Genomic DNA, 15587 nt, shown 5'->3' on the forward strand with positions numbered 1-15587 from the left:
ACTCCATTTGGCCTTGCCATATCTAATATACCCAAGTCAGATAACTCTTGTGACGTGAGGTATTCAGCAGGGAGAAACCAAGTGGTTCGTTGCACAGAGCTTACGGGATTCTCTCGCTGAATCAAGATAGCAGGTTGGTCAACGGTATGGACCGACACAGCAAAGTCACCGGCGCATGATAATCGACCCGTATGGTCAAGATAGTCGACTTTCTCCATCGGAAAGATGGATACAGCCACGATGAGTTCGTCGAACGCTGGCGGGGCGAACACGGCGAGCTCGCTCAAGAACTGCCGGGGCTGCAGTATTACAGCACGTCAGTCCCGACGGACCCAGAAAAGGCCGCGTACGACGGCGTGCTCGAACTCGGTTTCGAAGATATGGAAGCGCTGGGTGCAGCGTTTGAGTCCGAAGTTGGGCAGGAGGTCCAAGCCGATGCAGCGGAGTTCATCGATGTCGATGCCGGACCTCGCATGATTGTCGAAGAACACGTTCACGTGGATAAAGAATGACCTCAACAGCAGCCTCACTCGTCGCGACCCTCGAAGAGCTAGATGTCGAGTACGTCTTTGGCTACCCCGGTGGCCGAGTTATCGAGTTGCTAGAATACCTGCCGGAGTCTGATGTTGACGTAATTCGACCACGTGACGAGCGAGAAGCCAGTGTGATGGCTGAGATGTATGGCCGTCTGACCGGCAAGCCCGGTGTACTGACCGGTCAGGGACCGTGGATTGGGAGCCTCGGTATGATGGGGCAGATGGAGGCACGGCTCGCTTCCTCACCACTGGTTGCACTGACAGAGGCTTCAGAACGCGGCGAGTACTCGACGCTTGCCCCGTACCAACAGGCACGAGGCGACTACGGTGGGTTCAGTCTGCCGAGTATTCTCGACGGTGTCTCCAAAGAGTGGTGGTTCCCTCGGACGCCGACCGAAACACTCCGTTCGACGCAGCTGGCGTTTAAACACGCTGTGTCGGGCCGACCCGGCCCCACAGCAGTCATCCTTGATGGCGACGCAATCAACGAAGAGATGCCCGAAGAATCCGTCCCGACAACGTGGGACTCTGTCGAGCAGACACGGACGTGGGACTCGGCACCGACGACGCCGGATGTCGAAGCGGCCGTCGATGCACTGGAGACGGCGGAGCGACCGGTCATCATCGCCGGCAACGGCGTTCACGCAGCCCAAGCGTACGACGAGCTGGCTGCCGTCGCCGATGCTTACGACTGTGCTGTTGCCACCTCGTATCTCGGGAAATCAACATACCCCGAGACTGACGAGCGTGCACTCGGTGTCATTGGCTCATTCGCTCATGAGGGCGCAAACCAGACTGTCAGCGAAGCTGACACACTTCTGGTGGTCGGCTGTCGCATGAATCCGATGGACGTGAACTGGCAGGCCCCGGAGTTTATCCGGCCTGACGAGCAGACAATCGTCCATGCCGATATCGACACGCGCAACGCCGGCTGGGTCTACCCTGCCGATGTCGGCCTTATCGGTGATGCAAAGGAAAGTCTGTCAGCGCTTGCTGGGGCTGGCAGCAGCGAGAACAGCTGGGCACTCGACCGGGCAGCGACGGCCCGGGAATGGTTTGAGTCGCCCAAATGTGATTCGGATTCTACACCGGTCAAACCACAGCGTGCGATCAAGGAGATTGAGGCAGTTGTTGACGAGGATACTATCGTAACAGCAGACTCCGGAAACAACCGGTTCTGGCTGCTATACTACCTCCAGACGCCTGCCGTCAGAACTTACTTCGGAAGTGGCGGCGTCGGCGGGATGGGTTGGTCTGTTCCCGCCGGCGTTTCGGCTGCATTGACGACAGAGAAAGATGTTATCTCCGTCGCCGGGGACGGTGGCTTTGCCATGACGATGAACAGCGTCGAGACAGCCGTTGAGTACGGGGTTGCACCGACGTTCGTCATTCTGAACGACACCAGCCTCGGGATGGTTCGCCAGATGCAAGACGACGACCACTCGATTGCAGGCGTCGAGTTCCACGACACCGACTTTATGAAAGTCGCCGAGGCCTTCGGCGCAGTCGGGACCCGCACGACAACGGCAGACGAGTTCGCTACTGCGCTTGAGAACGGGAAATCCGCAGACAAGCCCCACGTCGTTGAGGTCCGTATCGACCGCGAGGAGGACATGGCCGAGACGCTGTCATCCTCGTTCTACGACTCGGTTGGTGGCCTTCACGAGTAACCACCCTTTGTTTTTCTACGCGAACGCGACCATACCTTTCACTATCCCCGCGTTCTCACGGAGAGATATGGTAGTCGAATCGGTGTCGCGCGTCGGGGTTGTGGTCATGGTTCTCGTCGCCATCGGGTATCTTCTCTCGCTTGTGGGCCACCGGACGCTCTGGAACGTCCTCACGGACCGGTTCGCCTATGGGGTTCCGTGGGGAAGTCTGCTCGTCATTGGTGGTGTCTTCGCGTTCTATCTGTTTGCCCAGAGTGGTCTCCATCACTGGAACGACCCGGTAACGCTCGCGTTTCGGAACTGGGCATACCCCTACGCAGTTGGAATGCTCACCTCCGGATTCGCTCACGCATCGCCTTCACACTTGCTTGGTAACATGCTTGCGACGGTCGTTCTCGCACCACTGGCGGAGTTTATCTGGGGACACTATCCACACGATAACAGACAGACGGGGATGACGGAATTAGTACAGCAAGCAGAGATAACAGCCCCAGCAACGCCAGCGCCAACTGAGTTCGACACGGGACTCAGCGACAGCATTCCGTCGGATGGCACACGCAGTGAAACCGCCACAGACACCCCGGTGTCGGATGCCTCTAAACAGGAGGCCACACCAGCCAACCAGCAGTCGACGCGGCTCCGCGACCACCCTGCTGTGCGTGCGCTTGTCATTTTCCCGGGAGCGATAATCGCGGTCAGTCTGCTTACCTCGCTGTATGCCTTTGGCTGGTCACTTGGCTTCTCAGGGACAGTTTTTGCCTTCCTTGGGTTCGTCCTGCTGCGATATCCGATAGCAACGGCGGTTGGGATGCTTGTGATAAGCCTCCTGAGCACACTGTTGGATGCGCTTTTTACGCCAGTACTCAGAGTGACAGCAGCGAATGGTCTATCGGAGCCGCCAGCGTGGGCCGGGGTCAACGTGCAGGCGCATATGCTTGGCTTTCTTAGTGGCGTCTTGCTTGCATTGGCGCTGCTCTGGGCACGAGATGAGATTCCAGACCCACGGCGGTTATTCGTCGCGACAGTGCTTGTAACAACTGTCCGGGGACTATGGCAACTGTCGACGGCCAATGACGGTGTGTTCGTTCGGTATCAGGGTATCGGTGTTATCTTCATTCTCTTGTTAGCAGTGTTGATTTCTTACATTGCAGTGTGTGATGATACCGCCCTCACAGGGTACACGCCGATAGTGATTCGGGGTATCGGTGCTCTCTGGGTGCTTGGAGCGCTTGGCGTCGGTATCGGAGCCATCCTCATCAATGGGACAGCAACGATGACCGTGCTTGCGGTTGCAGCACTAACGGCTCTTGTGGTGCTTCCAGGTACGGTACTCGTCGTCCCAGACAGTGTGTTCAACTGGTCGATTACCCCCCGTCGACTGCTGTTTGCCTCGCTGTTGCTCATCACAGTCGTGATTGCTCTCCCCAGTGTGGGGGGGAATTCACTTGGGATGGATAGCGATGCCGTTCCTGAAGGTGCGCTCAGTATCGATGGATATCATGTTAGTTACGCAGAAAATATACAACACGGACGGACTAATTCGACCGATAGCGGGCTTGTCGTCTCAAACGACCAGCGGTACGTCTGGAGTGTCGCTGTCGATTCGGACACACTCGCACACGACAAGACAACTACCGTTCCAGTCGGCGGTATCGGCTGGCGTGAAACAGTCACGGCAGAGCGAACCGGGTGGAACGTCGTCGGAAACGATTCAGTGTACATCGTTGATCTCAACGCCGGTGAGAAAAGTATTCAATCTTTTACATCTAACTCATCGCAGGCGACAGTTAAGCTGGACGGGAGTCGGTTCACAGTTGTCCCTGCCGACAACAGCTTCCGGCTCAACATCACCCGGGGAAGCAAACACGTTGGCTCGACGCTACTCCCGGACACAAGCGAAAGTGTGACCCTCGATAAGTTCACTATCTCAGCACTGGAACAAGGCGGGACAACAACGCTGTTCGTCTCGACTGATAACTCACAGGTGATTCTTGCTCAAAAGGAGTGAACAGCAAAACAAGTACCCGAGAACGAACAGTGATACTATATTGATATCATGATTTAATCGAACATTTTACGTTGGATACCGTATAACACACAGTATCAATGGTCGACCGCTACCGTCTGGGACTGTTGGTGTTGGTTGTGGCCCTCGGGGTCGCCCTCATCGCCAACGCTGGAACGACGACTGGTGAGCCGGATCCGGAGGTGTTGGTAGAGAAGGCGGTCGACTCAATGGAAAATCAATCAATCGATGCTATTCACACGCAGCGAATCACTCGTCCGGGTGGCGAGATTACGCAAACTGTACACGTCCAGCAACACAGGTCGGCTGGGCAGTATATCGAAGTTGTCGGCGAGAGTGGAGAAATACAACAGCAACTTGCGTTCAACGACTCCGTTATACTACAGCGCAATAGTAACGGAGAGTTAGTCCAGTATGCGGGACCCGGTGAGTATCTATTCGACGAGTTCAGCACTCTCGGAGCAGCACCCGAAGAGGTACTTGAGAACTATGACGGGGATTTTGAGGGGACAGCAACAGTCAGCGGTCGTGAGTCATACGTCGTTTCACTTAGCCCACCAAAAGAGACGACAGCAGCAGTCACACTAGGGATTCATGCAGGCAATGTCAACTACGAACTGCCCCTCCACGAAGCAAAAAAGACGGAGTGGTATCTCTCAGAGGAGACATGGTGGATCGATAAAGAGACATTCTATCCGATTAAGCAAACGGTCACGTGGACCGATAAAGACGAGAAGACAATCGCAACAGCAACCCGTGAGTACGAAAAGCTTGAGGTTGGATTTGGAACACGTGACCTACCGTTTACCGCAAGGTTGCCAAGCGAGACGGAGTTGGATTCGTCGGCCAAAGACACAGTCACAGGCCGGAATGCAGACAGCAATAAGACAAACACACCACCAGAGACAGAGTCGGACAACACGACCAAGTCAGCAGACACAGAACCGGACGACACGACCGGGTCGGCAAACAGCAAAGAGACAGATTCTTCTCAGAGAGCAGTCTACGAACCGACTGTATTTGAAACACGCGCTGGGGTAAACGTCTCTGTCCCGTTTCAGCTACCGACGCTCACCATGCCGTCGATCTATACCTTCAACCGCGGCATCGTGCAGTCCCACGCCAGAAACCACAGCGTCATGCTGCTGTACTCGAAAAACGGCACCGACGAGACACTCGCCGTCGAAATCGTCAACAGCGAGCGTTCGCTGTTTCAGTATAGCCTCGTTATTCACTCCGAGAGTGTGTCTGGGTTCGATGGAGAAGTTGTCATTACCAATAGCGGCACCGAAGTTGTTCGAGAGTGCAATGGACGCACGTACCGGGTCCGGGGACCACCGGACGCTGAGACACTTATCCAAGTAACAGAGTCAATGCAGTGTTGAGTTCCCACTCGAAGCAAACATGGGAAGACAGTGTTTAGTGTGCTGGCTGTCAACATGCATGTCGACTCGCGATAATGGTCCGCCTACACGAAGATGTCGACGGCTGTAGCTGCCTCCGCTGCCAGAATATCGATGTCGATGTTCTCCAACGGTCGCTCACAGATATTGCCTACTGGAGTGGGAAGCTTCCGTTCAGACATCCCACCATCTGGCTCGTTCTCGGTGTTGTTGGTCTTATTCAGCTTGCTGTCCTTGTAACACCGACAACAGTATCGCTGCTGCTTATCGGTGTAAGTATTCTTGGAGCGTTTATCGGCCGAGGATATATTGGCGTTGTCGGCCTAGCGGAGGTCGGACACAGCAAGCAGCCTCCCAGGTGCGCTGTTCGTACTGTTTTCCGTCGACTTCCCTTATTTTTGGGAGCAGTCATCACGGTCGTGTTGTTAGTGGTCCTATCAATAGCCGTCACAGTACGTGTCCTCTCGCCAAGTGGTCAGTGGGTTGCGACAGTCGCTGGAGTCGACCCAGATATCGCCGGCGTTGGAGTTGTTATGTTGCTCTCTGGCTCTATTGTCTATATTCTCCTCAAATCCGTGTTCGTTCCAGAGGCCTGTTTCATTGGTGGTTACGGGCCACTGTCGGCTGTTAGGGTGAGCTGGCAAATTACGAGTTTCCACCGTCGTAAAGTAGTTGGCATCTTGCTTGGTTTCATCGGACTGGCCGTTCTGGGAGCCGTTCTCGATACCCAAGTGGCGGGTACGGGTGCGCCCGTGGCACTCTCGTTTGAGTTGGCTGATACGACAGTCGTGTTGCGGTCGTTTGGTCTTTCGCTGTCCGGGTTGTTCCGATTCGTGTTCGACCTACTCGTAACTGGGTTCTATTCGGGGATGTTCGTCCATCAGTACGTCGAGAGCACTGTCAGCGCTCGATAAGTGGGCGAATGAACTGAGAAAGTGAACTCCAAGCCGCAAGCGCAACTGCAGGAATCCCAACTGTACCCGCAAGTGCGGTGAACGCACGACGAATCTTCCCCGGATTGTCTTCCGTTCCGAGAATCAATACTTTCGGCTCGCTCGTGACCGCATAGATTTCCATCTCGCGGCCCTTCTCGGAATAACACGTGTCGATAACCTCGATAAGCTCTGCCTCTTGGAGGTTCTCCAAGTGGTAGCTGGCATTTTGTACGGAGAGGTCGAGTCGGTCTGCGATCTCGGAAGCAGTCAGTGCCTCGTCGTTTAGCATCCGGAAAATGGTTAACGCCGTCTCGCCGGACAGCGTCGAAATCATCTCTGCGGTCCGGTCGTCGTCGACGTACAGGACGGAGGGATCACGTTCTCGCTCCACGGAAGAATCCGTTCGCGAGGGAAGTAGTCGTGCCATAGTTCGAAACGGGCCGCTACCAATGTACTGTGTCCGGCACACATAAAATACTACGGATAGCTCAAAACCGGTTTTGGGTTACCGGTGAGGTCGTTATAATACTGTTTGAGTTACCGCGTCTGTGGTGATTGCTATTTACAGCACTGTCCCGTGTTTCTTGTCCGGCAAGTCTTTGTCGACAGTCTCGTAGAACTCGAATCGTGCTTTGAGTTCTTTCCGAAGGGTGCTCGGCGGGACAATCTCATCGATAACCACTTCGCTGGCCATCCGGTGAACGTCAATATCCTCGCGGTACTCCTCACGGAGTTCTTGCTCACGTTGTTTGCGCTCTTCGGGGTCGTCGATTTCGGCGAGTTTTCGGGCATAAACGGCGTTGATTGCGGCCTCTGGCCCCATGATGGCTATTTCGCCGGACGGAAGCGCGATTGTCGACTCCGGTTCGTAAGCTGGCCCAGACATCGCGTAAATACCTGCACCGTACGCTTTCCGGGCCACGACACACTGTTTTGGGACGGTTGCCGAAGAGGTCGCGTAAATCATTTTCTTGCCTTTTTCGAGAATGGCATCTTTTTCGACCTGTGAGCCGGCCATAAAGCCCGGTGTATCACAGAGATACAACAGTGGGACGTTGAATGCATCGCATTTCCAGATGAACTCGGCTGCCTTCTGTGCAGCGTCAGGGAAGATAGCACCGGCGCGCTGTGCAGGCTGATTGGCGACGATACCGACGGGACGGCCGTCGATGCGTGCAAACCCGGTAAGCATCTCCGGGCCAAACTCAGGCTGGAGTTCAAACCACGACCCAGCGTCGACCACGCTGTTAATAAGATCTGTCATGTCGTAGCCGCGGTTTGGGTCCTGTGGAATGATGCTATCGATGTCTTTTGGCGACGTTGCCGGAGGGCGGCCGTCAGTCTGTGGCGGTTGTTTGTCGCTGTTATCAGGGAGGTAGCCGACAAGTTGTGCAACCAACTCGCGGGCGTGTTCCTCGTCATCGGCGACCAAGTCGGCGCTCCCAGAGTCCTGTGAGTGAACGTCGGGACCGCCTAGGTCATCCATCGAAATTTCTTCGCCTGTCACCATCTCTACCATCCGTGGACTGGCAATTGCCATTGCAGACATGTCCCGGACCATGATGGTGAAATCCGCGAAAACTGGCGTGTATGCGGCGCCAGCAATACATGGCCCGTAGAGAACACATATCTGTGGAACGCGACCGGAGAGCATCGAATGATTATAGTAGTACTTGCCGATACCCTCCCGGTTGGCAAAGAAGCCAGTCTGCTGGTCGATACGACCGCCCGAAGAGTCCATCAGGTAGAGCACTGGGCGAGCAGTCTTCAGAGCGCGCTGTTGCATCCGGAGGAACTTCTCGACACCCTTGCCAGCCATACTGCCGCGCTTGACTGTGTAATCGTTGGCCATGAAGTGGATGTCACGGCCCTCGAACTCAGCCCCACCAGTGATGAGGCCGTCGGCCGGAAGTTTGTCGTCAGCATCGAACTCAGCGAACCGACCATCCTCAAAAAGAAAGCCGTCCTCGAACCATAGGTCGATTCGGTCTCTAACAAACTCTTTGCCTTGGTCAGGGAGCTGTTCTTTGTACTTTTTGGGGCCGCCCTCATTGATTTCGGCAATCTCTTTCCAGAGCTCCTCTTCGCGCTCGGTCGGGCCCATCTCCGGTTCGGGCCCCGGAACGTGTCCGGGCCCATAGTACGGAACCTCAACGAGTTCCTCACCACCGGTAGTCACCACCGTGACGTTATCATAATACTGCGAGGCGAGTGCCTCACCGATAATCTCGGCCTGTTCTTCGGTCGTGCCCTCGGAGACGTGTACTTTCATGTTATCACTCCAAAACGATTAGGGAGTCACCCATATCAACGGCGTCACCCGCCTCAACCTCAACGCCTTCGACAGTTCCTCCCTGTGGCGCGGCTACATCGTTTTCCATCTTCATCGCCTCTAACACGCAGATGATATCACCCTTTGCAACCTCGTCACCTTCGGCTACCTCGATCGAAAGGATTGTCCCCTGCATGTCGGCCGTGATAACACCGTCGGTGACTGATGCGGCTTCGGTGTCGTCTTCGTCACTTCCGGAACTGCTTGTGGCACTACTCTCACTTGCCGTGTCGTTGTCCGCCTCGGTGTCGCTCTCTGTCACGTCTCCACCGGCACTCTGGGGCAAGTCTTCGAGGACAACATCGTGGCGTTGCCCGTCAACCTCGACTGTGAGTTCGTGAGTATCGGTACCGTTGTCGGTTTCAGCTGAAGGTTCAGTTCCCCAACGGTCGACTGCCTCGGCAATGGCTTCCTCGGCAAGTTCCTCATCGAGATACTTCGTGGTGTGGCTCCCAGTTACGAATGCCTCGTCGGTGAGCATCAACCGGTGGAACGGGATTATTGTGTGGACCCCCTCGATATCGTAATGTTCGAGCGCCCGCTTCGAACGCTTGATACACTGCTTGCGGTCGTCGGCGCTTACGATGAGTTTTGCAATCATCGAGTCGTAGTCGCCGCCAATTTCGTCACCCTGGTTGACGGCATGGTCGAGACGGATACCAATACTCCCTGGCGGGTCGTACGTTTCCAGTGTTCCGGGCGTCGGCGCAAAGTCGTCGGCTGGGTTTTCGGCGTTGATGCGGAACTCGATTGCGTGCCCCTCAATCTCGACATTATCCTGCGAGAAGTCGAGTTGTTCGCCCGCAGCAACTCGAATTTGCCAGCGGACAACGTCGATACCCGTCACCTCCTCGGAGGCAGTGTGTTCGACCTGAATTCGCGTGTTGACCTCCATGAAGTAGAACTCACCATCCTCGACGAGAAACTCGACGGTGCCAGCGTTGGTGTAGTCGGCCTCGCGAACCCCACGCCGGGCAGCATCGCCAATCTCTTGACGGAGTTCCTCGTCAAGCACCGGACTGGGAGCCTCTTCGATAACTTTCTGGTGGCGGCGCTGAAGTGAACAGTCTCGCTCGCCAAGGTGGCGGACGTTTCCGTGTTCGTCGGCAAGAATCTGGACCTCGATATGTTTGGGTGCCGCGAGATACTTTTCGACGTAGACTGAATCGTTGTCGAAGTATGCCTTTCCTTCACGCTGTGCAGTTTCTAGAGCGTCGTCGACATCTGCGGAATCATGGACAATCTGCATTCCGCGGCCACCGCCGCCACCCTCTGCTTTGATTGCGACCGGGTAGCCAAACTCTTCGCCGACTTCACGGACCTCTTTGGCCGACTCGACAGGTTCCGTTGTTCCGGGAACGACAGGGACATCAGCCGCCTGCATCGCCTGCCGGGCACGTGTTTTCTCACCAAGTTGTGCCATCGCATCACTTGGTGGGCCAACCCATGTTAACTCCTCAGTCTCCTCGATTCGGCTGGCAAATTCGGCGTTCTCCGCTAAAAAACCGTAGCCGGGGTGGATAGCGTCTGCTCCGGCCTCTAGGGCCGTCTCGACAATCGTTTCTTGGTCGAGATAAGAGTCACTTGCCGGCGCAGGGCCGACATTGTAGGCTTCATCAGCGTACTCGACGTGTCCGTTGTTGCGGTCCGCTTCGCTGTAAATTGCGACCGTGTCGATACCGAGCTCCTCACAGGCAGCCATGACGCGAACAGCGATTTCGCCTCTGTTCGCGACCAGAAGTTTATCGAACATAGTTGTGAGCTGTGAATTGGGTAATTAGTAGGACTTAGGGAAACCAATCTCCTGTCCAATGTGATTGTATGCCATCTGCTGAGTGACCGGCGCAAGCCGAGTGAGGTTGACCTCACGCCACCAGCGTTCGACGTCGTACTCCTTGGCGTAGCCCCAGCCACCGAAAGCCTGCATCGACTGTTTTACGGCCTCGATACCGGCCTCGACAGCGACTGATTTGGCGACGTTCGTTTCGTACCCGCACTCTTCTCCCTGGTCGTAGAGCCAAGCAGCCTTCTGGCGCATCAGTGACGCAGTTTCCATCTGTGCGTAGGCTTTGGTAATCGGGAACGAGACTGCTTGGTGGGTCCCGATTGGCGAGCCGAACACTTCCCGTTCGTTCGTGTAGTCGATAGCTGTGTTGGCAGCCAGTTTGCCGATACCGGTCGCAGCCGCAGCGAATCCGATGCGTTCCGGATTGAGCGTGTCGACCAGTGCCCACCAGCCGTCACCCTCCTCGCCGAGCAGGTTCTCTTCGGGGACACGTAGGTCTTCCATGAAGACTTCACACGACTTCGAGTAGTTGATGCCGTGTTTGGGAATCGGTGAGACCTCGATGTTAGGGTCGTCCATATCCAGAACGAACAGACTGATTCCGTCAGTCGGCTTCTCAACCTCCTCACGTGGCGTCGTTCGCGTAACCAGAATCATGTTGTCCGCACGATCGGAAAACGTAATCCACGCCTTATCTCCGTTGAGGATGTACTCGTCGCCGTCTTTTCTGGCTTGCGTGGCAATATTGAGCGTATTTGTCCCGGCTGCTGGCTCTGTGATGCCGATTGAGAAGTTGCGCTTACCATCCGCAATATCTGGGAGATATCGTTCTTTCTGTTCTTCAGTGCCGTGTTTTTGTATACCGACGGCGGCCATGCCTGCGGTCAACACAAGATACCAGGTGCCAGCCATACCACACCCTTGGGCACAGAGCGTTTCCATGGCGATACCCATCTCTTGCATCCCCATATCTGCACCACCGTACTCCTCGGGAATCAGTAGTCCGTGGAAATCAGCATCGGCAAGTTCGTCCCAGAAATCCTCGCCAAACTCGCCTTTCTCTTCTTTTTCTCGCCAGTACGCCGGCCCGTATTCCTCTGCAATTTCTGTCGCAGTGGACCGAATAAGCGAGTGTGTCGGGTCATCACTGAAATTCATGAGTCAGTATGTATGTATGATGGGGTAAGTATCTTAGTAGTTGCCATGTCACACACCAGAAGACGGTTCCTATCGAGCTATTCTCTAAGAGAGCGCAACCGACCACCAGAAGGAAACTCAAGGTTGAGTTCAATGTCGAGCAACGCTTCGACAGCCGTTGCAACAGCAGGCGCAAACGCTTCGTCGGGACTCGCACAGGCGGGTGCCGCTGCTGGTGTCGTGACAGCACTCTCCGGTATCGGGACGCCGTCGGAGAGATTGTCAGTCGCTCGGTTCCGCAAGACAGCGTCCGGTTTCTTGCCGATATCTGCTAGTCAGCCACGCATCATCGCAAGCGAGTCCCTGCCACGCGAGGTGTCAGCTGTAACGAGACCGACTTTTTCTGCTGTGTTGACCGCAGCGATAGCATGGTTTCCGTTAAGTGGTGGTGTATCCACCAAAACCACATCGTATGAAAGTGACGAAGCAGCGAGTTGGCGTTCCAAGTGACGTGCTGCACCTATCGTCTGAGCTCTGGCCAGACGTTCGAGCGGGGCACGGACAGGTGCGACTGCGAGCCGTCCGGGAGTATCAACTGGGAGATCGTATAGCACATCGCCAAGCGATGCCTCCTCGGTCAGCAACGCCGTCACGTCGGCAGTAATATCACTCTCGATGTAGGAACGAAGACCCTGAGTCCCAAAGGCTACGTCGACGACAGCAACGTCGTGTCCTGCTCGGGCAAGCGTCGCCCCGCACTCGACGGTCACCCGTGTCGTTCCGACCCCACCAGCAGCGCCAACGACCGTCGCGATTCGTGTCATATCTTGTGGTGGTTGTGGTTTCGTATAAAAATATGGGCCTTCCCGACGTTTGCAACAGTCGTTCTGGGGTCGCGTTACCTCTCAGTTGGCGAGAGGTCGTCTGCTTGTCTGTCTTCGGATTCGACGACAAACTCGTCAGTTATCTCCTGGAGTGTCGCTGCCCGGTCGGAGAGGCCTTGTATCTGACTGTTAACCTCGGAAACGGCACTTGTCTGTTCCTCAACCGCCGCAGCAACGTCGGTTGCATTTGCGGTCGTTGCCTCGCTGACATCGCCGATATCTTGTACGAGTGCCTCGATTTCTTCAGCTGCATCGGCTTGGTTGTCGACGGCACCGCTTATTGACTGGATTGTCCGGTCAACCTCCTCAACAGCTGTTGCAATCTCTTCAAATACGTCGACAGTTTGCTCGACAGTCTCGGTCCCAGTTTCAACACTTTCGCGCATCCCCTGGATATCCGTCACGACGTCTTCGGTCGAGTCCTGTGCATGGGTGACGAGTTGCTCTATCTCATCGGTCGCGGCCTGAGTTTCTTCGGAGAGACTCTTGATTTCGTTGGCTACAACGGCGAATCCTTCGCCGGCTTCGCCAGCACGGGCTGCCTCGATAGACGCGTTCAACGCAAGCATGTTCGTCTGCTCGGCAATCTCCTCGATGAGTTCCACGATGTCGCCGATTGCACCGACTTCGTCGTCGAGGTTCTCGACTTCCCGAACCATTTCTTCTGTGCGTTGCTCGATTGTCGCCATCTCACTGGTTGTGTTATCAGCGTACTCCTGTCCATCGGCACTGAGTTTGGCTGCGCGTTGTGACTGTGTTGTCGCTTCGTCTGTCGAGGCCGCGACCTCCTCAATAGACGCAGATTGGTCGATAACTCGCTGGGATGCGCGCTGGATATCTTCGTCTTGTCGGTCAGCGTCCTCGGCGGTCTCCTGCATCGACCGACTCACGTCGTCGCTGGTCTGTTTGATTTCTCCGGCGCTTGCCGATATCTGGTCGCTTGACTCGCTGACATCAGCGGCAAACTCCCGAATATGGACAATCGTCTCTTCGAGGTCGCCCGCCATCTCGTTGAACGAGGTTGCAATGCGAGCCAACGCCGCGTTGTCCGTCTCGGTATCCATTCTGACAGTTAGGTTGCCATCAGCGAACTCTGCAAGTACGTCGGAGTACTCCTCGGCCTGTTTTTCAAGCTGCTTACTGACGGCTTCGGCCTCGCGCCGTGCTTGTTCGGCCTCATTTTGTGCCTGTTCGGCGTCTTCCCGCGCAGTTTCGGTCTCTTCGATCGCGGCCTGTGCCTCCTCGATACGCTCGCTCAATGCATCTCGCATCGCTCCAACAGAGCGATAGAGGACACCAATCTCGTCGTCCCGGCCCGAGGAGACATCGACATCGAAGTCTCCCTCACTAATCTGCTGTGTGCGTCCAGAAAGGTCGTCGATAGCGGTCGTAACAGACCGCATTGAGACAAGTGCGGTCCCAATAAGCAACACGAAGGTGAGACCAAAGGCGAGCAGGATGTCATTCGAAATATCCTCGCCAAGCGCGAGGGCCTTGTCCTCCGGAACAGAATGAACGACAACTGTTCCAAGTGTCTGTTCGGGAATGTACTCCTGTTGAGAGAATCCACCAGTAGCAGAATGAGAGAGGGTACGAGTACCGCGTATCTTCCCGCCTCCGTGAGTCATCTGCGTTATGGATGTGTCAGGCTCGAAGTCGGCAACAGCCTCCTGGGAGCCATCTGAACTCGGGCCGAGAATTCGCTGTCCATCGACCGTTCGAAGCACCGTTGTACTCCCGTTGAACGTCTGGGATGGGACAAGCGTCGTATTCGTCGGGACACCGGCAATGACGAACTTATTACGGAGTCCTTCGTATCCCAGGAACGTTATCTTTTCATCCTTGTTAGGGAGCATGATCGGTTCAGAGATGAAGATGCCAGATCTAACAGCCTCCTTTGAGAGACCGTGTTCATAGAGGTTTATACCGTAGTTACGTCTGACTGAACTACCGATTATCTCGCCGCTTTCTTTATCAACAACGTACGTGCTATCAACTTCTTCACTGAGGTCGCGTGTCAACTCATCGAGCCACGAGTTGAGTTCCTGTCGGTCGCTTGTGAGAAGGCCACCGTCGGAGCTTTTCGTACTCATTGTCGACCAATGTTCCTGCAGCCAGTCATCGTAGAGCTCCGCATACAGGGTCGTGTCTGACTCTACCTGTGAATCGACCTGTTTGGTCAATCCGTCGTCAATCTGACCGTAGAGTACAAACACGGACAGACCACTTACCAGTGTGCCAAGCAACAGGATAGTGAGGAGTTTGCCAGTGAGGTTTTTTCTGATAAATGCTGGCGTGATAGTCGAGATGCCGTTCCGAACGTTTCGAAGGATTTTCCGGCTAGGTAATATGTCAGTTATGTCCTTATCCGACATAAGAGACGGCCTCCAAGACACAGTTATGTTTGTAACGGGGTACCATACAGACAGGTCAAGTATAACTCTGATAAGTGTTCCTTCCGGATATCACTCAGAAAAACAGCAGTGTCAATGAATTAGAAATTCGGACAACAAAAAGTTAGACTCAAACTAGTAAGTGCCACAGGACAGCAGTCGCTAGACTCAAACTAGTAAGTGCCACAGGACAGCAGTCGCTATATTGTGTCCGCATTCAGGCGGACGTAGGCATTATGCGAACGCGTTGAGCATCAGGACGAACGTCCCGAGCAGTGCGCTAAAGGCAACGACACTTTTCGGATCGAAAACCGGGCCCTGGTCTTTCTCGGAGTCGAAATACCGGACAAGGCCGGCACTCGACATGAGGCCAGAGCCACTTTCTTGTGAACTCATATCTCATATTCTCCTGCCAGTCCTCCTAAACGTTTCGACAGCGAACGACGTGACCGAACGAACCTTTAAACAGCACGACGACCCAAACA

Annotated in this window: 13 protein-coding genes; 5 read left to right on the forward strand and 8 right to left on the reverse strand. The window is 55.1% G+C overall.

Going from position 1 to position 15587, the window contains the following annotated elements:
- The first annotated feature begins 191 nt into the window (after positions 1-191).
- From N5098_RS06180 to N5098_RS06200, 5 genes are all read left to right on the forward strand, one after another.
- Entirely contained in the window at positions 192-512 is a 321-nt protein-coding gene (locus tag N5098_RS06180; protein ID WP_267636853.1) for an EthD family reductase, read from the forward strand.
- Positions 509-2206, forward strand: coding sequence for a thiamine pyrophosphate-binding protein (locus N5098_RS06185; protein WP_267636854.1), 1698 nt, complete (start codon positions 509-511; stop codon positions 2204-2206). The genes N5098_RS06180 and N5098_RS06185 overlap by 4 nt, the downstream gene beginning before the upstream one ends.
- A gap of 67 nt (positions 2207-2273) precedes the next feature.
- Complete coding sequence (locus N5098_RS06190; RefSeq protein ID WP_267636855.1) at positions 2274-4214, forward strand: rhomboid family intramembrane serine protease; 1941 nt, start codon at positions 2274-2276, stop codon at positions 4212-4214.
- A gap of 98 nt (positions 4215-4312) precedes the next feature.
- A complete protein-coding gene (locus N5098_RS06195; protein ID WP_267636856.1) occupies positions 4313-5617 on the forward strand; it encodes a hypothetical protein in 1305 nt (434 codons plus the stop codon).
- A 74-nt stretch (positions 5618-5691) separates the two neighbouring features.
- Positions 5692-6549, forward strand: coding sequence for a hypothetical protein (locus N5098_RS06200; protein ID WP_267636857.1), 858 nt, complete (start codon positions 5692-5694; stop codon positions 6547-6549).
- On the opposite strand, the gene N5098_RS06205 is transcribed toward N5098_RS06200, so the two are convergent.
- The 8 genes from N5098_RS06205 to N5098_RS06240 all read right to left on the reverse strand — a co-directional run bounded on the left by N5098_RS06205 (position 6536) and on the right by N5098_RS06240 (position 15498).
- Positions 6536-6997 carry an ArsR/SmtB family transcription factor gene (locus N5098_RS06205; RefSeq protein ID WP_267636858.1) on the reverse strand — a complete coding sequence of 154 codons (462 nt, stop codon included), beginning with the start codon at positions 6995-6997 and terminating at the stop codon, positions 6536-6538. The two genes, N5098_RS06200 and N5098_RS06205, sit on opposite strands and share 14 nt — an antisense overlap.
- A 135-nt stretch (positions 6998-7132) precedes the next feature.
- Positions 7133-8842: an acyl-CoA carboxylase subunit beta gene (locus N5098_RS06210; RefSeq protein WP_267636859.1), complete on the reverse strand. Its 1710-nt coding sequence runs from the start codon at positions 8840-8842 to the stop codon at positions 7133-7135.
- Between the two features lie 4 nt (positions 8843-8846).
- Positions 8847-10655 (reverse strand): acetyl-CoA carboxylase biotin carboxylase subunit, encoded by a 1809-nt coding sequence (locus N5098_RS06215; RefSeq protein WP_267636860.1) that lies wholly within the window; start codon positions 10653-10655, stop codon positions 8847-8849.
- Positions 10656-10679: 24 nt separating this feature from the next.
- On the reverse strand, positions 10680-11846 hold the full coding sequence (locus tag N5098_RS06220; protein ID WP_267636861.1) for an acyl-CoA dehydrogenase family protein: 1167 nt from the start codon (positions 11844-11846) through the stop codon (positions 10680-10682).
- A gap of 77 nt (positions 11847-11923) precedes the next feature.
- Positions 11924-12127 carry a hypothetical protein gene (locus tag N5098_RS06225; RefSeq protein WP_267636862.1) on the reverse strand — a complete coding sequence of 68 codons (204 nt, stop codon included), beginning with the start codon at positions 12125-12127 and terminating at the stop codon, positions 11924-11926.
- Positions 12128-12160: 33 nt separating this feature from the next.
- Positions 12161-12649, reverse strand: coding sequence for a ParA family protein (locus N5098_RS06230; RefSeq protein ID WP_267636863.1), 489 nt, complete (start codon positions 12647-12649; stop codon positions 12161-12163).
- Positions 12650-12723: 74 nt separating this feature from the next.
- Positions 12724-15084 (reverse strand): methyl-accepting chemotaxis protein, encoded by a 2361-nt coding sequence (locus tag N5098_RS06235; RefSeq protein WP_267636864.1) that lies wholly within the window; start codon positions 15082-15084, stop codon positions 12724-12726.
- A gap of 252 nt (positions 15085-15336) precedes the next feature.
- Positions 15337-15498, reverse strand: a complete 162-nt coding sequence (locus tag N5098_RS06240) for a preprotein translocase subunit Sec61beta (RefSeq protein ID WP_267636865.1) — start codon at positions 15496-15498, stop codon at positions 15337-15339.
- Positions 15499-15587: the final 89 nt, after the last annotated feature.

Origin of the sequence: Halovenus rubra, from assembly GCF_026586665.1 — an archaeon.
Taxonomy (GTDB): Archaea; Halobacteriota; Halobacteria; order Halobacteriales; family Haloarculaceae; genus Halovenus; species Halovenus rubra.

Coding starts and splice junctions, on each gene's coding strand:
- N5098_RS06180 (WP_267636853.1), top strand. CDS start 192: ATGGTCAAGATAGTCGACTTTCTCCATCGGAAAGATGGATACAGCCAC.
- N5098_RS06185 (WP_267636854.1), top strand. CDS start 509: ATGACCTCAACAGCAGCCTCACTCGTCGCGACCCTCGAAGAGCTAGAT.
- N5098_RS06190 (WP_267636855.1), top strand. CDS start 2,274: ATGGTAGTCGAATCGGTGTCGCGCGTCGGGGTTGTGGTCATGGTTCTC.
- N5098_RS06195 (WP_267636856.1), top strand. CDS start 4,313: ATGGTCGACCGCTACCGTCTGGGACTGTTGGTGTTGGTTGTGGCCCTC.
- N5098_RS06200 (WP_267636857.1), top strand. CDS start 5,692: ATGGTCCGCCTACACGAAGATGTCGACGGCTGTAGCTGCCTCCGCTGC.
- N5098_RS06205 (WP_267636858.1), bottom strand. CDS start 6,997: ATGGCACGACTACTTCCCTCGCGAACGGATTCTTCCGTGGAGCGAGAA.
- N5098_RS06210 (WP_267636859.1), bottom strand. CDS start 8,842: ATGAAAGTACACGTCTCCGAGGGCACGACCGAAGAACAGGCCGAGATT.
- N5098_RS06215 (WP_267636860.1), bottom strand. CDS start 10,655: ATGTTCGATAAACTTCTGGTCGCGAACAGAGGCGAAATCGCTGTTCGC.
- N5098_RS06220 (WP_267636861.1), bottom strand. CDS start 11,846: ATGAATTTCAGTGATGACCCGACACACTCGCTTATTCGGTCCACTGCG.
- N5098_RS06230 (WP_267636863.1), bottom strand. CDS start 12,649: ATGACACGAATCGCGACGGTCGTTGGCGCTGCTGGTGGGGTCGGAACG.
- N5098_RS06235 (WP_267636864.1), bottom strand. CDS start 15,084: ATGTCGGATAAGGACATAACTGACATATTACCTAGCCGGAAAATCCTT.
- N5098_RS06240 (WP_267636865.1), bottom strand. CDS start 15,498: ATGAGTTCACAAGAAAGTGGCTCTGGCCTCATGTCGAGTGCCGGCCTT.